The organism is Promicromonospora iranensis (genome assembly GCF_028994775.1).
GTDB classification, from domain to species: domain Bacteria; phylum Actinomycetota; class Actinomycetes; order Actinomycetales; family Cellulomonadaceae; genus Promicromonospora; species Promicromonospora iranensis_A.
On record NZ_JAJQMN010000002.1, the window covers coordinates 25,659 to 46,037 of the forward strand.

Annotated in this window: 18 protein-coding genes; 5 read left to right on the plus strand and 13 right to left on the minus strand. The window is 71.5% G+C overall.

The genetic code is table 11. The features are described from left to right. Positions 1–1,131 (plus strand): arabinan endo-1,5-alpha-L-arabinosidase, encoded by a 1,131-nt coding sequence (locus tag LUU90_RS03010; protein ID WP_275001794.1) that lies wholly within the window; start codon positions 1–3, stop codon positions 1,129–1,131. Between the two features lie 149 nt (positions 1,132–1,280). Beyond that, on the plus strand, positions 1,281–1,970 hold the full coding sequence (locus tag LUU90_RS03015) for a GOLPH3/VPS74 family protein (protein WP_275001795.1): 690 nt from the start codon (positions 1,281–1,283) through the stop codon (positions 1,968–1,970). An 81-nt stretch (positions 1,971–2,051) separates the two neighbouring features. On the opposite strand, the gene araA is transcribed toward LUU90_RS03015, so the two are convergent. From araA to LUU90_RS03075, 12 genes are all read right to left on the minus strand, one after another. Further along, positions 2,052–3,566: an L-arabinose isomerase gene (araA, locus tag LUU90_RS03020; protein WP_275001796.1), complete on the minus strand. Its 1,515-nt coding sequence runs from the start codon at positions 3,564–3,566 to the stop codon at positions 2,052–2,054. After that, positions 3,563–4,327 (minus strand): L-ribulose-5-phosphate 4-epimerase, encoded by a 765-nt coding sequence (locus LUU90_RS03025; RefSeq protein WP_275001797.1) that lies wholly within the window; start codon positions 4,325–4,327, stop codon positions 3,563–3,565. Before LUU90_RS03025 ends, araA begins: the two co-directional genes overlap by 4 nt. Next, positions 4,324–5,991, minus strand: a complete 1,668-nt coding sequence (locus tag LUU90_RS03030; RefSeq protein ID WP_275001798.1) for a xylulokinase — start codon at positions 5,989–5,991, stop codon at positions 4,324–4,326. The genes LUU90_RS03025 and LUU90_RS03030 overlap by 4 nt, the downstream gene beginning before the upstream one ends. A 241-nt stretch (positions 5,992–6,232) precedes the next feature. Further along, the gene (locus LUU90_RS03035) at positions 6,233–7,636 is read right to left on the minus strand and encodes an RICIN domain-containing protein (RefSeq protein ID WP_275001799.1); all 1,404 of its coding nucleotides are present in this window, start codon (positions 7,634–7,636) and stop codon (positions 6,233–6,235) included. A gap of 139 nt (positions 7,637–7,775) precedes the next feature. Beyond that, positions 7,776–9,122, minus strand: a complete 1,347-nt coding sequence (locus LUU90_RS03040; protein ID WP_275001800.1) for an ABC transporter substrate-binding protein — start codon at positions 9,120–9,122, stop codon at positions 7,776–7,778. A 58-nt stretch (positions 9,123–9,180) separates the two neighbouring features. Continuing rightward, positions 9,181–10,044 carry a carbohydrate ABC transporter permease gene (locus tag LUU90_RS03045; protein ID WP_275001801.1) on the minus strand — a complete coding sequence of 288 codons (864 nt, stop codon included), beginning with the start codon at positions 10,042–10,044 and terminating at the stop codon, positions 9,181–9,183. Next, the gene (locus LUU90_RS03050) at positions 10,044–10,847 is read right to left on the minus strand and encodes a carbohydrate ABC transporter permease (protein WP_275002280.1); all 804 of its coding nucleotides are present in this window, start codon (positions 10,845–10,847) and stop codon (positions 10,044–10,046) included. The genes LUU90_RS03045 and LUU90_RS03050 overlap by 1 nt, the downstream gene beginning before the upstream one ends. A gap of 293 nt (positions 10,848–11,140) precedes the next feature. After that, positions 11,141–11,947 carry a CPBP family intramembrane glutamic endopeptidase gene (locus LUU90_RS03055; RefSeq protein ID WP_275001802.1) on the minus strand — a complete coding sequence of 269 codons (807 nt, stop codon included), beginning with the start codon at positions 11,945–11,947 and terminating at the stop codon, positions 11,141–11,143. 113 nt (positions 11,948–12,060) lie between these two features. After that, a complete protein-coding gene (locus LUU90_RS03060) occupies positions 12,061–13,062 on the minus strand; it encodes a LacI family DNA-binding transcriptional regulator (protein ID WP_275002282.1) in 1,002 nt (333 codons plus the stop codon). A 46-nt stretch (positions 13,063–13,108) separates the two neighbouring features. Next, complete coding sequence (gene proC, locus LUU90_RS03065) at positions 13,109–13,876, minus strand: pyrroline-5-carboxylate reductase (protein ID WP_425596191.1); 768 nt, start codon at positions 13,874–13,876, stop codon at positions 13,109–13,111. A 58-nt stretch (positions 13,877–13,934) separates the two neighbouring features. Beyond that, positions 13,935–14,588, minus strand: coding sequence for a hypothetical protein (locus LUU90_RS03070; RefSeq protein ID WP_275001804.1), 654 nt, complete (start codon positions 14,586–14,588; stop codon positions 13,935–13,937). A 57-nt stretch (positions 14,589–14,645) separates the two neighbouring features. Next, entirely contained in the window at positions 14,646–15,641 is a 996-nt protein-coding gene (locus tag LUU90_RS03075) for a phosphatase PAP2 family protein (protein WP_275001806.1), read from the minus strand. Between the two features lie 103 nt (positions 15,642–15,744). Between LUU90_RS03075 and radA the strand changes: the two genes are divergently transcribed. Together radA and disA are read left to right on the plus strand one after the other, a co-directional pair. Next, entirely contained in the window at positions 15,745–17,178 is a 1,434-nt protein-coding gene (gene radA / locus LUU90_RS03080; protein ID WP_275001807.1) for a DNA repair protein RadA, read from the plus strand. 53 nt (positions 17,179–17,231) lie between these two features. After that, complete coding sequence (disA, locus tag LUU90_RS03085; protein ID WP_275001808.1) at positions 17,232–18,314, plus strand: DNA integrity scanning diadenylate cyclase DisA; 1,083 nt, start codon at positions 17,232–17,234, stop codon at positions 18,312–18,314. A gap of 144 nt (positions 18,315–18,458) precedes the next feature. Here disA and LUU90_RS03090 read toward each other — a convergent pair whose 3' ends face one another. Further along, positions 18,459–19,259, minus strand: coding sequence for a hypothetical protein (locus LUU90_RS03090; protein ID WP_275001809.1), 801 nt, complete (start codon positions 19,257–19,259; stop codon positions 18,459–18,461). A gap of 215 nt (positions 19,260–19,474) precedes the next feature. Between LUU90_RS03090 and LUU90_RS03095 the strand changes: the two genes are divergently transcribed. Continuing rightward, the gene (locus tag LUU90_RS03095) at positions 19,475–20,371 is read left to right on the plus strand and encodes an A/G-specific adenine glycosylase (RefSeq protein ID WP_275001810.1); all 897 of its coding nucleotides are present in this window, start codon (positions 19,475–19,477) and stop codon (positions 20,369–20,371) included. The last annotated feature ends 8 nt before the right edge of the window (positions 20,372–20,379 follow it).

The window sequence follows — 20,379 nt, forward strand, 5'->3', positions numbered from 1 at the left end:
ATGTCACCACGCAGACCACTCGCGGCGCTCGGTGCGCTCGCGATCACCGCGGCCCTCGCGATCGGCGCCCCGGCGTCGGGCGCGGCGGCCGGAGCACCGGGCGCGACGGCGTCCGGCACGGCCGGCGCCGCCGGCGCGGCAGTCGGCAGCCCGTCCGGCGCGAAGGGTGGCCCGCCCGGGGCGATCGAGGTCGCCGGCGACATCGCCCCGATCCACGACCCCGCCCTCACCGTCGACGACGACGGCACCTGGTGGGTCTACTCGACCGGCCTCGTGAACCGCGAGAACGGCGGGACGGTGCAGATCTGGTCGTCGCACGACCGCGGTGCCACCTGGGCCTACGAGGGCACGGTGTGGGACGAGATCCCCGCCTGGATCGACGAGCACTTCTCGGACGGCGCCCTGCCGGAGAACCTGTGGGCTCCCGAGATCTACGAGCACGACGGCACGTACTACCTGTACTACTCGGCGTCCCGCTTCGAGACCAACAACTCGGTCACGGCGCTCGCCACGAACACCACCCTCGACCCGGACGACCCGGACTACGAGTGGGTGGACCAGGGGCCGGTCATCAGCTCCCCCGCCCCGATCGAGGACGGCAAGGAGTTCAACGCGATCGACGCCGGCATCGTCACCGGCAAGGACGGCACGCCGTACATGGCGATCGGCTCGCACTGGTACGGCATCTTCCTGGTCGAGATCTCGTGGCCCAGCGGCAAGCCCGTGGCCGGCGCCCTGGAGAACGCCGTCCACCTGGTCGACCGCTTCGCCCCCGGCAACCGGGTGGAGGCCCCGTACATCGAGAAGCGGGGCGGCTGGTACTACCTGTACGTCTCGTTCGACGCCTGCTGCGCCGGGGCGGACAGCACCTACAAGGTGGCCGTCGGGCGGTCGCGCGCGGTGACCGGTCCGTACCTCGACAAGGAGGGCCGCGACATGGTGGGCGGCGGGGGCACGGTGCTCCTGGAGTCGAACGGCCCGGTGGTCGGCCCGGGCGGCCAGTCGGTGCACGACGGCGTTCTGGCCTACCACTACTACGACGGCGCCAACGAGCAGAACCCGTACTTCCCCACGCTCGGCCTGTACCGGCTGGGCTGGAAGGCGGGCTGGCCAGTGATCAACCCCCGTTGAGTGCGGGATATTTGCGGCCTGGAAGGCCTCCAGGCCGCAAATAGCCAGCACTCAACGAAAGAGGGGAGGATCCGTCTTGGGGTGGATCTCCTCGGCGGGTGGTCGTGGTCTGCTGGTTCCGGCATCGCAACCGTCCTGGAGGAGCCGACATGGAACTCACCCTCGCCGAGGAGTACCTGCTCCTCGCCCTCGACGACGTCTCGGGCCGGCCGCTGCTCAGCGGGCAGCACCTGCAGTTCGCCCTGGCCGGGGCATCGGTCGCGGACCTCACCCTGCGCGGTGCGCTCGAGGTGTCCGCCGGCGCGGACGGCGGCCGCGCAGGCCGGTTCCGCGTGACCGGCCGGGCGACGCCGTCGGACCCGATGCAGCGCGAGATCCTCGAGCTGATGCACGAGCGCAGGCCCAAGGACGCGATCCGGAAGGTGGGGCAGGGCGGCTTCGCCCGGAACCTGCGCGACGCGCTGCACCAGGGCCTGGGGGCGCGGGGCGTGCTGCGCGAAGAGCAGGTCAGGATTCTCGGGCTGTTCCCCAGCACCACGTGGCCGGCGCACGATCCGACGCCGGAGGCCGCCGTCCGCGAGCGTGTTCTGGCAGCCCTGACCGGGCGCGCCGACGCGGACGAGCGGACGGCGGCCCTGGTCTCCCTGCTGCTCGCGACCGACCTGACCCGCAAGGTCTTCCCCGACCAGGACCGACGCGCGCTGAAGCGCAGGGCGAAGGAGATCGCCGAGTCGGAGTGGTCCGGCGCCGCGGTGAAGCGTGCGATCGACGAGGTCAACGCGGCGATGGTCGCAGCGACGGTAGCGGCCACGAGCGCAGCCACGGCGGGCGGCAGCTAACCCCTCGTTGAGTGCGGGCTATTTGCGGCCAGGAGGGCCTTCAGGCCGCAAATAGCCAGCACTCAACGAACCAGGGGCGGGTCAGAGGCCCTGGGCCACGCGGTAGTAGACCTGGTTCCAGCGGACCTGGTCGGCGAAACCGCGGCGCGTCGTGTCCTCGTCGATGACGAGCAGCTCCGTGCGCGCGATGTTCGCGAAGACCTCGAACGCCTCGATGCCCGCAGCGGTCGACATGACCGTGTGGTGGGCGCCGCCCGCCGTCAGCCACGACTCGGCGGAGACCTCGAACGACGGCCGCGGCGCCCACATCGCGCGGGCGACCGGCAGCTTCGGCAGGTCGTGCGGCGGGGTGACGACGTCGACCACGTTGGCCGTGAGGCGGAACCGGTCCCGCATGTCGGCGAGCGAGACCACCACGGCACCCTCGACGGCGTCCGCGGAGAACACCATGCGGACCGGGTCCTCCTTGCCACCGATGCCGAGCGGGTGGACCTCGATGCGCGGCGTCGACGTGGTGAGCGACGGGCAGACCTCGAGCATGTGCGCGCCGAGGATCAGCTCGGAGCCGGGGGTGAGGTCGTAGGTGTAGTCCTCCATCAGGGAGGCGCCGCCCGGCAGCCCCTCGCCCATGACCTTGGCCGCGCGGACGAGCACCGCCGTCTTCCAGTCGCCCTCGGCGCCGAAGCCGTAGCCCTTCTCCATGAGGCGCTGGACCGCCAGGCCGGGGAGCTGGCGCAGCGCGCCGAGGTCCTCGAAGTTGGTGGTGAACGCCTTGGCGCCGACCGCCTCGAGGAAGGCCTCCAGCGCGATCTCCTGACGCGCCGCGTAGCGCAGGGAGTCGTGCCGCTCGCCACCGGCCCGGAGCTCGGGGGCGACGTCGTACTTCTCCTCGTACTCCGCCACCAGCGTGTCGATGGCGGGCTCCTCGACGGCGTCGACGGCCGCGACCAGGTCGTTCACGCCCCAGGTGTTCACCGAGACGCCGAACCGCAGCTCAGCCTCGGTCTTGTCGCCCTCGGTGACCGCGACGTTACGCATGTTGTCGCCGAAGCGGACCAGCTTGAGCTCGTGCGTCGCCGCCCAGCCGGCCGCGCCGCGCACCCAGGTGCCCACCCGCCGCGTGACGGCCGGGTTGGAGACGTGCCCCACCACGGTGGTGCGCGCGACGCCGAGCCGCGTGGCGATGTACGCGTACTCGCGGTCGCCGTGCGCCGCCTGGTTGAGGTTCATGAAGTCCATGTCGATGTCGTCCCAGGGGAGCTCGACATTGGCCTGCGTGTGCAGGTGCAGCAGCGGCTTGCGCAGCGCGTCCAGGCCTGCGATCCACATCTTGGCGGGGCTGAAGGTGTGCATCCAGGTGACGACGCCCAGCACCTTGTCGTCGCTGTTCGCGTCCAGCATCGCGCGGCGGATCGCCGCCGAGTCCTTGAGGACGGGCTTCCACACCACCTTGACCGGCACGTCCGACGACGCGTCCAGCGCGCGGGCGACCTCCTGGGACTGCTCCGCGACCTGGGCAAGGGTCTCCTCGCCGTAGAGGTCCTGGCTCCCGGTGAGGAACCAGACCTCACGGTCCGCGTAGGGCTTGGTGCTCATGCCTGTCCTTCCGTGTTCTGTCCGGCCGTGCCCGACGGCGTCGTCGCGGGCTGGCCGTAGACGTTCTGATAGCGGTCGTAGAGGGAGTCGATGTGCTGCTGCTCGATCGGGACGGGCTCGCCGAGCTGGCGGGAGATGTGCACGGTGCGTGCGACCTCCTCGACCATCACCGCCGCCTTCACGGCGGCGCGCGCGTCCTTGCCGATGGTGAACGGGCCGTGGTTGCGCATCAGCACGGCGGGGCTGCGGTGGCCGCTCAGGGTCTCGACGATGCCCCGGCCGATCGAGTCGTCGCCGATGATCGCGAACGGACCCACCGGGACGGGTCCACCGAACTCGTCGGCCATCATCGTGAGCACGCAGGGCACCTCCTCGCCGCGCGCGGCCCAGGCGGTCGCGTAGGTGGAGTGCGTGTGGACGACACCGCCCACCTCCGGCATGTGCCGGTACACGTACGCGGCCGCGGCCGTGTCCGACGACGGGGACCGCGTGCCGTCCACGAGGTTGCCGTCCAGGTCGCAGACGACCATGCCCTCGGGGGTCAGGTCGTCGTACGAGACACCCGACGGCTTGATGACGAAGAGGTCGGCACTGCCGTCCGGCACGTCGGGGTTCGGCACGCGCTGCGAGACGTTGCCCGCCGTCCAGACCACCAGGTCCCAGCGCGGCAGCTCGGCATGCAGGTCCGAGACGACGACGCGGACGCGCGCCACCTCGTCCTGGACCGCCCGCGAGTAGTCGGTCAGGGCTTTCGTGGTCATCGTGCTGCCTCCTGCGTCGTGTCTCGGGTCCGGAGCGTCTCGACGGCGGCACGCTCGATCGCGAGCCCCGCGCTGTACCGCTCCAGGAAGGCGGAGAATCCCGCCACGTCCTCGGCGTCCGGCTCGACGACGTCGAGCGCGGCGTCGGAGAACACCTCGGCGCCCAGGTAGGCGCCCAGGTCCTGCTCGGGGGCTTCCGCACCGCGTGCGGAAGCCCGGTAGGCGGCGAGCACCGCGATGCCCCAGGCGCCACCCTCCCCCGCCGTCCGGCCCACTGCCACCGGCGCGCCGAGCGCGGCGGCCAGCAGGCGCTGGGCCACACCCTCGGTCTTGAACAGGCCGCCGTGCGCGAACATGGCGTCGAGCTCGACCTGCTCCTCGGCCAGCACCCGCATACCGAGGCTCAGGGTGCCGAACACGCTGTAGACCTGGGTCCGCGCGAAGTTGCCCAGGGTGAGCCGGCTGTCGGGCGTGCGGGTGAACAGCGGGCGCCCGGCCTCGAGTCCGGTGATGGGCTCCCCGGACAGGTAGTTGTAGGCGAGGAGGCCGCCGCCGTCGGCGTCGCCGTCCAGGGCGGACCGAAGGAGCGCCTCGAAGACCGCGCCCGGCGCGGCCGGGCGGCCCAGCGCCGCGGCGAACTGGCCGAACATCTCGGCCCAGGCACCCAGCTCGCTGGCCCCGTTGTTGCAGTGCACCATCGCGACGAGGTCGCCGGCCGGGGTCGTGACGAGGTCCAGCTCCTCGTGCACGCGCTCCAGCGGCTTCTCCAGGACGACCATCGCGAAGATGCTGGTCCCCGCGCTGACATTGCCGGTGCGGGGCGCCACGGAATTGGTGGCGACCATGCCGGTCCCCGCGTCGCCCTCGGGCGGGCACAGCGGGATGCCCGGGCGGAGCGTGCCGGTCGGGTCCAGCAGCGCCGCCCCCTCCGCGGTCAGCGCACCGGCGTCGGCGCCGGCCGGGAGGACACGCGGCAGCAGGTCCACGACAGCGCGGCCGGGGCCGCGGTCAGCCAGCAGCTCGTCGAGCTGGGCCAGCATCCGCCGGTCGTAGTCCTTCGTCGCCGGGTCGATCGGGAACATGCCGGAGGCGTCGCCGACACCGAGCACCTGCTGCCCGGTCAGGCGCCAGTGCACGTAGCCGGCCAGGGTGGTGACGTGCCGCACCCGGGGCACGTGGGGCTCGTCGTCGACGATCGCCTGGTACAGGTGGGCGACGGACCAGCGCAGCGGGATGTTGTACCGGAAGAGGCCGGTCAGCTCGGTCGCGGCGCGCTCGGTGCTGGTGTTGCGCCAGGTGCGGAAGGGCACGAGCAGCTCGTCCGCCTCGTCGAACGCCAGGTAGCCGTGCATCATCGCCGAGACGCCGATCGCACCGACAGTGGTGGGCCGCACGCCGTACTGGCGCTCGACGTCGGCCAACAGCGCTGTCACCGACTCCTGCAGCCCGGACCAGACGGCGTCCAGCGAGTAGGTCCACACGTTGTCGACGAGCTGGTTCTCCCAGTCGTGGCTGCCGCTCGCCAGCGGCGCGTTGTCCGGTCCGACGAGACACGCCTTGATCCGGGTGGAGCCGAGCTCGATGCCGAGAGCGGTCCGCCCCTGCTCGATCGCCTCCCGGAGGCCCGCGAGCCGTCCCGCTCCTTCATCCTGCCGCTCCACCATCGTGGGCCGCTCCGTCCTGCCCGCATCGTCGCGAGGCGTCGTCGTGTCACCGTCGGTCGCTGGTCACGGTAAGCCGTCGACAGTCCGTCCACGGCGATGTTAGCGCTCACACGATACGTTACGACAGGCGGCTTTCCCAACCCCGCGAGCATGGGAAAGGTCCGCCCCCATCACACCGTCGGGCACGGTTCCGGAGCTGGAACCATGCCCGACGACGTGATCAGAGCGGACCGTCAGAATCTCAGCCGCGCGTCCACTGCTGGTTGGTCGCACCGTTGCAGGCGTAGGTGATCAGGGCCGCGCCGTTCGCGGTCGAGCCGCCGTTGACATCGAGGCACTCACCGGTCGCGCGCGACCGGACGGTCACGAAGCTGCCCGACGCCGCGACGACCGCCCACTGCTGGTTCGTTCCCGTGCCGCAGCCCTCCTGGGTCACCGTCGTGGCGTTCTCCTGCACGCAGAGCGCGCTGTGCCGGGCCACGAGGTTGTAGTGGCCGGTGCCCGTGCTCCGGAACCAGAAGCGCTGGTTTCCGCCGCCGTTGCAGTCGTACTGCTTGATCTGGGCGCCCGCGGCGGCGGACTGGCTGGTCACGTCGGCGCACCTGCCGGAGTGCCGCGCGGTGAGCGACTCGAACGGCCCGCCGCGCCCGGTGATCGTGCCCGCCGCCGCATCGATCGAGAGCTCCGGGTAGTAGGCGAAGGACATGGAGGTCGACGTCGGGAACGTGATCGGCGCCCACACGTAGCGCGAGCCGTTGACGTTGGTACCGATGGAGTTGCCCCACCGGTCACCCATGTACAGGTAGGACGTGCCGGACGTGCCCTGCACCGGCAGCACGAAGGTGGTCTGCGAGCCGTAGCCGGTCGCGTCGCCGACGTTCCGCATCGTCGACCAGCCGGACGCCAGGTTGCTGGTCGTCGCGTACTGCTGCTGGTTGGGGTTCCAGCCCGTGGCGCCCGAGGTCAGCATGAAGTACGTGCTGCCCCGCTTGAAGAGTGCGGGTGCCTCGCGGTGCCCACCGGGCCACGGGTTGGCGACCAGGGCGGCCACATCCGTGTAATCGCTGGTGAGCCGGTAGATGTGCAGGTCGTAGTTCTCGCGGGCGGACGAGTACATGTAGCCGGTGCCGTCCGTGTCGACGAACACGCCGATGTCGCGCGACATGTGTCCGAACGGCCGGAAGCTGCGCTGGTAGGTGTAGTTGCCGTCGACGGTGTCGCTGACGGCGACCGCCACGCGGGCCTCGGAGTAGTCGCTGCCGTTCTCCTTGTGCATCCACATCACGAACTTGCCGGTGGCCTGGTTGTACATGACCTTGGGCCGCTCGATGTTGGCCACGCCGAGCTCCGGGTGGCTGGCCTCGGTGAGCACGTGGTTGCGGAACTCCCAGTGCACGAGGTCGGTGGACCGGTAGGCCGAGACGTAGCGGAACGTGTTGTCGGCGTTCCGGTTCTCGCCGAACCAGTAGTAGTACTGACCCACCTTGACCACGCCGCCGCCGTGGGCGTGCAGCGGGTTGCCCGACGTATCGGTGAACTGGGTGGCGTTGACCACCGTCTCGGGCTGGGCCTGCGCGGAGACCGCGCCGACGGCGGTCGCCAGTACGCAGGCCAGGGCAGCGAGGGCAGCATGAAGACGCCTCACGGGACCACACTCCTTCATCGCGGTGCAGGATCGGGGCAGTGCAGGGCGGTGCGAGTGGTGCGGGTGGTGCGGGGCGAGCGGGGTCCCGTTCCTCGGGAGCCCCGCTCGCCCACAACTTCGGCGGGCCGACGCCGGGGCGTCAGCCGTTCACCGTGAAGCCCTGGCCGGAGCCGTAGGAGACGTTCTCCTCCTGCCAGGCGGCGAGCCCCTCCAGGAGCGACGACTTGTCGAGCCAGGCCTGGCCCACCGTGTCCGCGAAGATGCTGTTCGCGTACGACTGCCACGGCAGGTACTGCCAGCCCTCGTTGACGTCGGCCGCGCCGGCGCCGAGCACCTCGTTGATCTTCTGCCCGCCGAAGTACTCGGACTCGTAGCCCAGGAACTCCTCGGACTCGAGGTGCTCGACGGTCGCCGGGAACCCACCGGTCTCCATGAAGGCCTGGATCGACTCGTCGCTCGAGTTGAGCCACTTCAGGAAGCCCGCCGCGAGGAGCTTGTTCTCCGCGGCCTCGGGGATCGACTCCGTGCTGCCGCCGTTCTCGGCGTTCGTCGGGGTGCCGTCGTACGTCGGCATCGGCGCCACGCGCCACTTGCCCTTGCCGTCCGGCACACCGTCCTCGAGGATGCCAGGCATCCATGCGCCGAGCGCGACCGACGCGATGGTGCCGTCGCCCAAAGCCTGGTACCACTCGTCGCTCCAGCCCGGGAGCTGGCAGATCAGCTCGTCGTCGATGAGCGGCTGGTACATCTCGGCGAACCGGGTGGTGCCCTCGTCGGCGAGGTCGATGGTGACCGCCTCGCCGTCGTTCTGGAACGGGGTGCCGCCGGCCTGCCAGATCATGCTGGTGGTGAAGCCGGGGTCGCCCGAGTCGTTGGCGAGGCACCTGTCAGGGTTGTCCTCCTTGATCGCACGCGCGACCTCGATGTACTCGTCCCACGTGGTCGGCACCTCCACGCCGACCTCGTCGAACACCTCCTGGTTGTAGAAGAACGCCATCGGGCCCGAGTCCTGCGGAAGGCCCCAGATGCCGCCGTTCTGCGACACCGAGCCCCAGGTCGACGCCGTGTAGAGGCTCTCCAGCTCGTCGAACCCGTACTCCGTGAGGTCGGTCAGCTGGCCCTGGAGCTGGAACTGCGGGATGGACTGGTACTCGATCTGCACCACGTCGGGCACGCCGTCGCCCGCCGCGATGGCGTTCTGCAGCTTGGTGTTGCCCTCGCCGGCTCCGACGGTGTCCACGAGCGTCACGTCGACGTTCGGGTACGCCTTCTCGAACTCCTCGATCTGCTTCTCGGCCTGCGGGGTCCACGTCCAGTAGGTGATGCTGCCGCCCTCTTCGAGGGCGGCCTCGATCTCCTCAGCGCTCGCTCCTTCGCCACCGCCTCCACCGCCGCCCCCGTCGTCGCCCGAGCAGGCGGTGAGAGATGCGGCCAGCAGCGCGGCCATAGCCCCGAGCGCTACGCGTCGGTTGCGGGTGATGGTCATGGTCTTCCTTCTTCCACGTCGTCGTAGTTCAGGTCTTCCGATGTTCTCGCTGCCTCGGTCATGCCTTCACACCGCCCGCGCTCAGGCCTGACTGCCAGTACCGCTGGAGCAGCAGGAACGCGATGACGATCGGCACGATCGTCAGGAACGAACCGGTGATGACCAGGTTGAACACCGGTTGCGCTCCGATGCCGGACGCGTCCGCCAGCCACTGGTACAGACCGAGGGTGAGCGGATACAGGTCCGGGTCGTTGAGCATGATCAGTGGCAGGAAGTAGTTGTTCCACGTGGCGACGATCGCGAACAGCGCCACGGTCACGATGCCGGGCGCCAGCAGGCGCAGCGAGATCGTGAAGAAGGTGCGCCACTCCCCCGCGCCGTCGACCCGTGCTGCCTCCAGGATCTCCGTGGGGACGGCCTCCGCCGAGAACACCCACATGAGATACAGGCCGAACGGCGACACCAGCGACGGCAGGATGATCGCCCAGATCGTGTTGGTGAGGCCCACCTGGCTGAACAGGAGGAACGTGGGCACGGCCAGCGCCGTACCGGGCACGGCGATCGCCCCGAGGATGGTCGCGAACACCGCGTTGCGGCCCCGGAACCGATACTTGGCCAGTCCGTAGCCGGCAGCGGTCGCAAGGATCGTGGCACCTCCGGCGCCCACCACCACGTAGAGCATCGTGTTGGCGAACCAGCGCACGAAGATGCCGTCGTCGTGCGTCACCACCTGCTGCAGGTTGTCGAACAGGGCGAACGGACCCGAGAACCACAGGCCGAACGAGCTGAGCAGTTCGCTCTGCGTCTTGGTGATACTGAAGAGCATCCAGGTCAGGGGCAGGATCGAGTAGACGATCAGGGCGCCCAGCAGGACCGTCAGCGTGATCGACTTGCGTGGCCTGAGGTACGAGTAGCCCGCCATCACGCGTCCCTCCGGGTTCCACGAAGCTGCACCACGTAGGCGATGACAGCGGTGATCAGACCCATCACGATCGCGACGGTGGCCGCGTAGCTCACCTGGTTACCCACGAAGGTCAGGTTGTAGGCGTAGATGTTGGGTGTGTAGTACGACGAGATCAGGGCCGGTTGGATCTCCTTGAGGATGTTCGGCTCGTTGAAGAGCTGGAAGCTGCCCAGGATCGAGAAGATCGTCGCGATCACCAGTGCCCCGCGGACGGCGGGAAGCTTGATGGACCGGACGATGCGGAACTGGTTGGCACCGTCGATGGCGGCCGCCTCGTAGATCTCGTTCGGCACCGTCTTCAGCGCCGAGTACAGGATCAGCATGTTGTAGCCCACGAACTCCCAGGTCACGATGTTGCCGATCGCCGTGAGGATCCACTTCTTCGTGTACGGGTCGACGAGCGCGAAGCCGACCAGGTCGTTGAGGCTCCCGGTGAGACCCAGCCGGTCGTCGTACATGAAGCCCCACATGAGGACCGCTACGACGCCGGGCACCGCGTACGGCAGGAACAGCGCCACTCGGAAGAAGCTCTTGCCGTGCAGCCGTCCGCTGTCGATCGCGAGCGCGGCGATCAGCGCCAGGCCCAGCATGATCGGCACCTGCACCAGCAGGAACAGGCCGACGCGACCGGCACCGTCCCAGAGCTTGGGGTCGCTGAACGCGGTCACGTAGTTGGCGAACCCGGCGAAGGTGGTCCCGCCCATGAGCTGGTTGCGGAACAGGCTCAGGTACATCGAGTAGACCAGCGGAGTGATGATCATCAGCGCGAACACCACGAGGAACGGTGTCACGAAGCTCCAGCCTGCCGCGGACACGCGGAGGCTCGGTGGGCGGCGGCCTGGCACGGGCGGCACCCCTTTCCCCGGACGGCAGTGTCCGGATTCACCTGGACTTCAATGTCCTGGAACACGCCGGACACCATTGCCCGGCGACGGAATGTGAACGTCAACATCCCTGTGCGCCGTGACTCTGCCACCCCCGCAGAAGGCTGTCAACGCCCCTCGCCAAGGGCAGGAACAGGTCATGCCGGGGAGGCTCGCTGCCGCCCTTGCGCTCAGCCCAGCGGCACGTTTCCGCCCAGCATCGCCCAGACCATCGTCGCGGCGTCCTGCCCCAGCTCGATCGTGCAGTGCCCCGCGTACGCGAGCCAGACCGACCCGCTGCGGAGCCGCACCCACCCCAGCAGCAGGCCGACGAGCCCGGTGCTGAGGATCGCCACGGGCTCCACGACCAGCCCGTCGGCGGTGAGCACCAGCCCGTGCCAGAGGCCGAACCACAGGGACGTCAGCACGAGTCCCCAGCCGACGTCCGCGCCGAGGAACCGCCACGGTGTGCCACAGGCCCGGTCGAGCACGGCGAGCATCGCTCCGTGCACGAGCAGCTCCTCGACGAGGTTGGGATGCGCCGCGTCGAACAGGAGGCGTTCGGTGTCCATCGGGTCGGGGGGCGCCCCGGCGTCGGCATAGTTCCACAGGAAGAGGAGGGTGAACCCGACGAACAGCCCCACCACCACCCAGCCGGCCGGTCGCCAGCCCGGCTTCAGCCGCAGGCCGAGGCCCGCCTCCTCGCGCGCCCACGGCCAGAGAGCCAGGAAGAGCGCGACGAGCCAGAGCAGCTCCATCGTCTTGCCCTGCCAGTTGTACTCGAGCTCGACCCCGAAGACCCTGGGCAGGCTGTGCGCCCACCGGCTGCATGCGATCAGGACGGCCAGGACCGCCACGACCCGCAGTGCGCCCGGCCGGCGCCACAGCGCTATGGCCAGCAGCGGGCCGACGGCGACGACCGTGAGCGCGGCGTCAGCCAGGCTGATGCCGCCGGCCCGCAGCACGGCCGCCGGGCCGGCGAGCACCCCCACCAGCACCGTGGCAGCGGCCAGGACCAGCAGGACCGGTCCGAGCCAGCGCCAGGTGTCGACGGGACCGATCTGGAGGGAGGCGTTCCGCGGCAGGCTTCTGATGGTCAGGTTCCTTCGTCTCAGCGGCGCGGCGCGGCCGCGCTCCGGCGCACTACCAGCTCGGGTGCGATCAGTTCCGCGGCGGGCTTGCCCCCGTCGACCGCCGCGAGCAGCAGCGCGACGCTCCGCCGGCCCAGGTCGACGAACGGCTGGCGCACCGTCGTCAGCGGTGGGATGAAGTGGCCGGAGCCGTCGACGTCGTCGAAGCCCACCACCGAGACGTCGTCGGGCACGGAGACGCCGCACTCCCAGAACGCCCGCAGCAGGCCGAGGGCGAGCTGGTCGTTGGCGGCGAAGACCGCCGTCGGGCCTGAACCCGCCTTGACCCGCTGCGCCAGGTCCAGGCCCACCATGTAGCCCCGGTCCGCGCTCCAGCCCGCGACCACCGGCTCGGGCACGGGCAGGCCGTGCTCGATGAGGACGGCACGCCATGCCTCCTCACGCTCGACGGCGTCCAGCCAGTCCGGCGGGCCCGCGACGTGCAGGATCCGCTGGTGCCCCAGCTCGATCAGGTGCTCGACGGCCATCCGCGCGCCGGCACGCTGGTCCACCGCGAGGGGGATGGTCGGCACATCGGGGTGCAGCTCCCGGGCCGCGATGATGACCACCGGCACCGGGGCCCGGAACGACTCCACGGCGTCGGCGACGTCGGTGTGCGGCGCGATGACGACGATGCCCTCGACCGCCTGGTCCATGAAGTGCTCCATGGCGTTGTGCATGGTGGCGGCGTCGTACCGGCGTAGCGTCGCGACGCTGACGTACCAGCCCTGCTCGCGCGCGGCCTCCTCGACGGCGATCAGCGTGCTCGACGGGCCGAACAGCGGGGACCCGGTGGTCACCACACCGACGGTGTCCGACCGCGCGGTGACCAGGGCCCGCGCCGCGCTGTTGCGGCGGTACCCGAGCGTGGCGATCGCCTCCAGCACCTTCTCCCGTGTCGCCGGGCGCACGCTCCGATGCCCGTTGAGCACACGGGACACGGTCTGGTGGGACACACCGGCGAGTGCGGCGACGTCGGCCATGGCCGGCGGCCGCGTCATCGCGGGTCGAGAGATCGTCACGGGAGGATCATCCACCCAGCTCGTGGGCGCGGTCACGTGCCGCGGCCGCAGCGGCGAGGAAGGAGGCACGTACGCCGCCGTCGTCCAGTGCCCGCAGCGCCGCCGCGGTGGTGCCACCCGGCGAGGTGACCTTCTCGCGCAGGAGAACCGGGTGCTCCCCCGACTCGTCCATGAGGCGCGACGCGCCGAGCAGGGTCTGGACCGCGAGGCGGCGTGCCACGTCGCGCGTCAGGCCGAGCAGGACACCCGCCTCGGCCAGGGCGTCGGCGACGTAGAAGACGTAGGCGGGGCCGGAGCCCGAGATGGCCGACACGGCGTTCAGGTCCTTCTCGGCTGCGCGCACCACGGCGCCCGTGCCTGCGAGGAGGTGCTCGACGGCCTCCAGGTGGGCCTCCGTGGCGGCGGCACCCGGCGCGATAGCCGTGATGCCCGCACCGATCGCCGCGGGCGTGTTCGGCACCGTCCGGACCACCGCGGTGCCTGCGGGCAGCCGCTCCTCGTAGAACGAGGTCGGGTGGCCGGCCGCGACCGTCACCACGACGGCGCCGGGCTCGATCCCGGGCGCTATCTCGTCGAGCAGAGCACCGACGTCCTTGGGCTTGACACCCACGAGGACGAGGCCCGCCCCGCGGACCGCCGCCACGTTGTCGCTGGTGGTGGCCACCTGGTAGGCCTCGCGGAGATGCTGGGCCTTGGCCTCGGTCCGCACGGTGGCCACGACGTCGGACGCCTGCCAACCCGCCGAGAGCGCGCCCGCGAGCACCGCCTCGCCCATGTTCCCGGCCCCGAGCACTGCAAGTCGCTGGTTCACGGTGCCATTCTCCCCTGCGAGCTCACAGCGGGAACGCCGCGTAGAAGTCCTCCATCGTGTCGACCGGGCCGGTCGCCTGCATCACCGCGGTCCCGTTCTGCCAGACGACGACGGCCTTGCCGCCCTTGGCGGGGACTATCGCGTACTGCCCCACCACCTTCTTGCCGACCTTCACGTCGCCCTCGCGATCAGCCTCGCCGGCGGAACTGGTCCAGGCCGCGGCAGCGGTGGCCGCCTCGTCCGACGTCGCCCACTGACCGGCCAGGACCGCCACCTCACCGGAGCCGCCGTCGGAGTACTCGGCGTTCCAGGCCTCCAGCGCACCCTCACCCTTGGGCTCCTTCGCCTCGGCCAGCGAGCCGAGCGCGAACTGCAGCACGGCGGACGGGAGGGCCTTCTGGAAGGCGGTCTCGTCGTCGGCCCGCTCCATCGCCTTGACCGTGGGTGTCGGTACCGGGGCGGTCACCGTCACCGTGGGGACGGGCTGCGGAGTCGCCTCGCTGCGCCAGAAGCCCGGCCACACGAAACCGGTCACGAGCACCAGGGCGAGCACGACGACGAGCAGACCGACGACCGCCGCGAGCCGTCGCCGGCGGTACACGGCGGGCGATGCCTTCTTCGCGGCCACCGACGCGGTCGCGCCGGTGCGCGGTGAGTTCACGCGCTGGTCGGTCATGTCCTGGCTCCCCCGTGCTCTGTCCACCGGATGCGTCACGGTGGCTCAGCCAAGACCTTATGTCGGAGCACTGACATTCGGACGGAGGCACGCCCGGTGCTGGACAAGCGTCCGACCCGCTCGGGCGGTCGCCTGGCAGACCGCGAGCAGCACGGCGAAGGCCGCCGCCGAGATCGCGCACCCGGCGAGGAGACCGCCCGCGTACGCCGTCAGCCCGCCGGCCCACGGCAGCACCGCCCAGGCGTGCTCCTCGGTCGCGGCGGCGGCCAGGACGGAGAGCACGGCCGCCGGCACGGCCACCGCACCGAGGGACACCACGACCAGGCGTGTCCCGGCGTCGCCGCGCCGTGCCGGACCGTCGTCCGGGCCTGCCCACCCGGCCGGGGCGACGGCGCAGACCAGCGCCGTCCACGACACCACGACGAGGACCGCCGCGACGACATCGGACGGGCGGTGCCAGCGGTCCGCGACCGTCGCGAGGCTCATGGCGCAGGTCACGGCGGCTCCCGCGACCGCCGTCGCCGGCCGCCAGCCCCGTGGAACGACGAGGAGCAGTGCTGCCCAGGCCGCGGCCACCACCGTGACGTGGCCGCTCGGGAGGGTGTTGATGTCCCGGTTCCACTCGCCGACGAGACCCGTGCGGTGGAACACCCCGTCCTTGATCAGCTGAGTGGTCACGTTCGAACCCAGGATCACGGCGGCGGCCAGCGCCGCGGCAGCCCATCTCCGGCGCAGCACCCCGATCCCGCACACCGCCAGGAGCCCGGCCGCGAGCCAGGGCGGCGAGCCGAGGAGCAGCACCGGCTCGACCAGGTGGTTCACCACGTCCTGGAACCTGTCGGCCGTCTCGAAGACACTCTCCTCGACACGCTGCCCGGGCCATGTGGTGACCATCGCCCACCACACGAGCCAGGTGCCCAGCGCAGCCGCGAGGGCGACGGCCAGGCCGGCCGGTCGCGCCGGCGAAGGGCGGGGCCGGGACACGAAGGTTCGGTGGTCGGGACCGGTACGCGATCCGTCGTGGCGCGCCACACGCCCTCCGGAGGTCGGCATGGTCGAAAAATACCTGGCTCGGGATGCCCGGAGCGGCCGGCAGCGGGACACGGCCCGGGTGATCTTCGGCTGCGTGTCGGTGGCGGCACGTACGGTGGCGCTCGTGACCTCATCGACCTCCAAGCGGGCCCGGCCCGCATACCGCTGTGCCGAGTGCGGCTGGACCACCGTCAAGTGGGTCGGCCGCTGCGGGGAGTGCCAGGCGTGGGGCACGGTGAGCGAGGACGGACCGGCGTCGTCGGGGCCACGCACGGCGACCGTCTCGCCGGCGCGTGAGCCCGCGCGGCCCATCGCCGACATCGACGTCGAGTCGGCGCGCGCCAACCCGACCGGCGTCGGCGAGTTCGACCGGGTGCTCGGCGGGGGTCTGGTCCCGGGTGCGGTCATCCTGCTCGCCGGTGAGCCGGGCGTGGGCAAGTCGACCCTGCTGCTCGCCGTCGCGAGCAACGTGGCCGACGGCGCCCTCGGGCCCGACGGGTTCGAGTCGCCCCGCACCGTGCTGTACGTGACGGGCGAGGAGTCCGCCGCCCAGGTCCGGCTCCGGGCCGAGCGCATCGGGGCGTTGTCCGCCACCCTCCTGCTCGCCGCGGAGACCGACCTCGGCACGGTGCTCGGCCACCTGGAGGTGAACCAGCCCGACATGCTCATCGTGGACTCGGTGCAGACCATCGCGAGCGGTCAGGTGGACGGCGCGCCGGGCGGCGTCTCGCAGGTGCGGGAGGTCGCCGCAGCGCTGATCGCCGTGGCCAAGGAGCGGCAGATCCCCACGATCCTCGTGGGCCACGTGACCAAGGACGGCTCCGTCGCCGGCCCCCGCACGCTGGAGCACCTGGTCGACGTGGTGTGCCAGTTCGAGGGTGACCGGCACTCGCGCCTGCGCATGATCCGTGCGGTGAAGAACCGGTACGGCCCCACGGACGAGGTGGGCTGCTTCGACCTGTCCGAGAACGGGATCGTCGGGCTGGCCGACCCGTCCGGCCTGTTCCTGTCGCACGCCGGCGCGGGGGTCGCCGGGTCGTGCATCACGGTCACGCTGGAAGGACGGCGTCCGCTCGCCGTGGAGGTGCAGGGGCTCGTGGCGCCGAGCCCGCTGAACAACCCGCGCCGCGCCACGAGCGGCGTCGACTCCAGCAGGCTCGCCATGATCCTCGCCGTGCTGCAGCGGCACGGCGGTCTGCGCCTCGCCGACCAGGACGTATACGCCTCGACGGTGGGCGGCGCCCGGATCACCGAGCCGGCCTCGGACCTCGCGGCCGCGCTCGCGCTCGTGTCCGCTCGCACCGGGCGGCCGCTCCCCGGGGCCACCGTCGCCATCGGCGAGGTGGGCCTGGCCGGAGACATCCGTCCGGTGACAGGCCTGGACCGACGCCTGGGCGAGGCCGCTCGTCTGGGCTTCGCACGCGCCGTCGTGCCGCACGGGACGGGGGTCAAGGCGCCCGAAGGGCTGCAGCTGGTGGAGGCCGCGCACATCCGCGATGCGGTGGAGTGGGCGCAGTCGGCGGGCGGCAGACCGCTCCGTGCGGTGGACGACGAATGACCGCTTCGTGAAACGAACTGCTTGTGACCCAGAGCACAGCGTAGGATTTCTTCGTGGCCACGACCTCCTCGCACCCTGACGAGCTGCTCCGGGAGACCCTGGCCGCTGTCGCGCCCGGGACCGAACTCCGCGACGGGCTCGAGCGCATCCTCCGCGGTCGCACCGGCGCGCTCATCGTGCTCGGTCTCGACGCGACCGTCGAACAGATCTGCTCGGGCGGGTTCTCGCTCGACGTCGACTTCTCCGCCACGCGCCTGCGCGAGCTGTCCAAGATGGACGGCGCGGTGGTGCTCGACCGGGCCGCCACCCGCATCCGAAAGGCAGCGGTGCAGCTGCTGCCCGACCCGACCATCGAGACCACGGAGTCCGGGACCCGGCACCGCACGGCGGAGCGGGTCGCCAAGCAGACCGGGTTCCCCATCATCTCCGTGAGCCAGTCCATGCGGATCGTCGCCCTCTATGTGGGCGGGCAGCGGCACGTGCTGGAGGACTCGGACACGATCCTCGGCCGCGCCAACCAGGCCCTCGCGACGCTCGAGCGGTACCGCGCGCGCCTCGACGAGGTGTCGGGCACGCTGTCAGCGCTGGAGATCGAGGACCTGGTCACGGTGCGCGACGTGTGCTCGGTCGTGCAGCGCCTCGAGATGGTCGGCCGCATCTCCGACGAGATCGCCGGCTACGTGATCGAGCTCGGGGTCGACGGGCGCCTGCTCGCGCTCCAGCTCGACGAGCTGATCGGCGACGTCGGCTCGGACCGCGAGTTCGTGATCCGCGACTACGTGCTGGGCCGCAAGGACCGCACGCTCGCCGACGTGCAGGCCGAGCTCTCCGCGCTCACGTCGCAGGAGCTGCTCGACATGAGCCAGATCGGCCGGATCCTGGACCTGCCCGGCGGCGGGGACGCGCTCGACGCCGCCGTCGCGCCGCACGGCTACCGGCTCCTGTCCAAGGTGCCTCGCCTGCCGAACACCACCATCGAGCAGCTCGTCGGCCACTTCAGCAGCCTGCAGAAGCTCCTCGCCGCGAGCGTGGACGACCTCATGTCCGTCGACGGTGTCGGCGAGCAGCGCGCCCGGACCATCCGCGAGGGCCTCTCCCGGCTGGCGGAGTCGAGCATCCTCGAGCGGTACGTCTGACGCTGAGGTACGGCTGACGCGACCGTACGGCAGACCCGGCTGTACGGCTGACCCGGTCGTACGGCCGACGCCACGGCACACCTGGCCCCACCGGGCGGACGTCCGGGCCGCCCGGGCGATCCGCGCATCCGGCACCGAGCCGGTTCAGGGCTTCTTGCTCGCCTTGTCCGAGGCGTCTCCTGACGCGTCGTCCGACGCGTCCCCCGACGCGCTCGGGTCCGCGGACGGGCTTGCCGACGAACCCTTGCCCGGTCCGGCGGACGAGTCACCCGACGGACTGCCCGACGGCGACGGCGAACCGCTCGGCTCCGGGACCGTGTACGTCAGCCGCACCACGTCGCTGGACAGGCCCTCGACGCCCGCGAGCGTGGCCTGCGCCGTGTACTCGCCGGCGGCGGGCCTGGGCTGGCCCGGCGTGCAGCCGGGCATCGACCGCGAGTCGGACCAGGTCGTCTCCGTGACGTCGACGTCACCGGACCCGAGGAGGAGCAGCCGCTCCTCGTCCTCGTCGGCGCAGTCCGCCGACGACCACGCCCGCTCCGCACCCGGCTCGCCCACCTCGCCCTCGTACACGGTCACGGCGAGGGCGCTCCGGGGGGCGTCGACGAGGCACTGCACGTCGCCCTCGTTCCGCAGCGAGACAGTGAACCCGACCGGTACACCGGGCGTCACGGAGACCCGGTCCGTGGCGAGTGTGAGGTCGAGGTCCTCGGGCGTACACGGCGAGGCCGCGGCGTTCGGGTCGACGGGAGCCGGTGGGTCCGCCTTCGCCGACGCGATCGGCGGGTCGGCCCGGGGCCATGTGACAGCCACGCCCACGCCGCTGACCGCCACGACGGTCAGCACCGCGATCGCGCGTCCGAACCGACGCGGGCGCCTCGCGACGGGCTCCTCCTGCGCGTCCCGCGCGTGGGGCCGCTCGCCCTTCTCCGACGCACTGACCACCTGCTGAACCCCCTGCTGAACCTCGGACATGGCCTGACGTGCGGCAACACCCCGCGCCACCAAAATACGACGACGCAGAGCACCACAGCGGCAGCCGCGCCGCCGAGTCGGTCACGTGTCCTACTTCACGGGCCGCGCGCGGTGCGGTGGTCGCTCGCGGCGCCGCGTCCCCGCGGCTTCGGCGGGGCCGCGGCGGTGCGGCAGGATGGGTCCCTGTGACAGCAGGGGAAACGACACGACGCACCGAGGTGCGCTCCGGCGTCGTCCAGTGGTTCGACGGCGCCGCGCGCGACCTGCCCTGGCGCGCACCCGACCGGACGCCGTGGGGCGTGCTCGTCAGCGAGGTCATGCTGCAGCAGACTCCCGTCGTGCGCGTGGAGCCGGCCTGGTACGCCTGGCTGGAGCAGTGGCCCACGCCCGCCCATCTCGCGAAGGCGCCCACGGCTGACGTGCTGCGCGCCTGGGGCCGGCTCGGGTATCCGCGCCGCGCGCTGCGGCTCCAGGAGTGCGCCAGGGCGATCGTCGACCGGCACGACGGCGTCGTGCCGCGCACCGAGGACGAGCTGCGCGCCCTGCCCGGCGTCGGCGAGTACACGGCCGCCGCGGTGCTGGCGTTCGCCTACGGGAAGCGGTCGGTGGTGGTCGACACCAACGTGCGCCGGGTGCTGGCGCGAGCCGTCGGCGGGACGGCGCTCCCGGCGCCGTCGTACACGGCGGCCGAACGGGCCCTGGCGACGGCTCTCGCTCCGGCCGACGACAGCGAGGCCGCACGCTGGGCCGCCGCGTCGATGGAGCTGGGCGCGCTCGTCTGCACCGCGAAGGCACCGAAGTGCGGCGCCTGCCCCGTCGCCGGGCTGTGCGCGTGGCGACGGGCGGGCTCGCCGCCGGACGCGCACGCCGACCGCCGCCGCGCCCAGGCCTGGGCGGGCACCGACCGGCAGGCGCGCGGCCGGGTCATGGCGGAGCTCCGCCGGGCGACCGAACCCGTGGACCGCGCCCTGCTCGCGAGCGTGTGGCACGACCCGCAACAGCTCGACCGCGCCATCGCCGGCCTGGTCGAGGACGGTCTGGCCGAGCAGGACGACGTCGGCCGCCTCCACCTGCCGAGGTAGACATCAGG

Excerpts from the sequence above, each read along its gene's own strand:
- LUU90_RS03030 (WP_275001798.1), bottom strand. The coding sequence starts at position 5,991 with ATGGTGGAGCGGCAGGATGAAGGAGCGGGACGGCTCGCGGGCCTCCGG.
- proC (WP_425596191.1), bottom strand. The coding sequence starts at position 13,876 with ATGGGCGAGGCGGTGCTCGCGGGCGCGCTCTCGGCGGGTTGGCAGGCG.
- LUU90_RS03045 (WP_275001801.1), bottom strand. The coding sequence starts at position 10,044 with ATGGCGGGCTACTCGTACCTCAGGCCACGCAAGTCGATCACGCTGACG.
- LUU90_RS03040 (WP_275001800.1), bottom strand. The coding sequence starts at position 9,122 with ATGACCATCACCCGCAACCGACGCGTAGCGCTCGGGGCTATGGCCGCG.
- LUU90_RS03050 (WP_275002280.1), bottom strand. The coding sequence starts at position 10,847 with ATGATCATCACTCCGCTGGTCTACTCGATGTACCTGAGCCTGTTCCGC.
- LUU90_RS03025 (WP_275001797.1), bottom strand. The coding sequence starts at position 4,327 with ATGACCACGAAAGCCCTGACCGACTACTCGCGGGCGGTCCAGGACGAG.
- LUU90_RS03070 (WP_275001804.1), bottom strand. The coding sequence starts at position 14,588 with ATGACCGACCAGCGCGTGAACTCACCGCGCACCGGCGCGACCGCGTCG.
- LUU90_RS03060 (WP_275002282.1), bottom strand. The coding sequence starts at position 13,062 with ATGGCCGACGTCGCCGCACTCGCCGGTGTGTCCCACCAGACCGTGTCC.
- LUU90_RS03015 (WP_275001795.1), top strand. The coding sequence starts at position 1,281 with ATGGAACTCACCCTCGCCGAGGAGTACCTGCTCCTCGCCCTCGACGAC.
- LUU90_RS03010 (WP_275001794.1), top strand. The coding sequence starts at position 1 with ATGTCACCACGCAGACCACTCGCGGCGCTCGGTGCGCTCGCGATCACC.
- LUU90_RS03075 (WP_275001806.1), bottom strand. The coding sequence starts at position 15,641 with ATGCCGACCTCCGGAGGGCGTGTGGCGCGCCACGACGGATCGCGTACC.
- araA (WP_275001796.1), bottom strand. The coding sequence starts at position 3,566 with ATGAGCACCAAGCCCTACGCGGACCGTGAGGTCTGGTTCCTCACCGGG.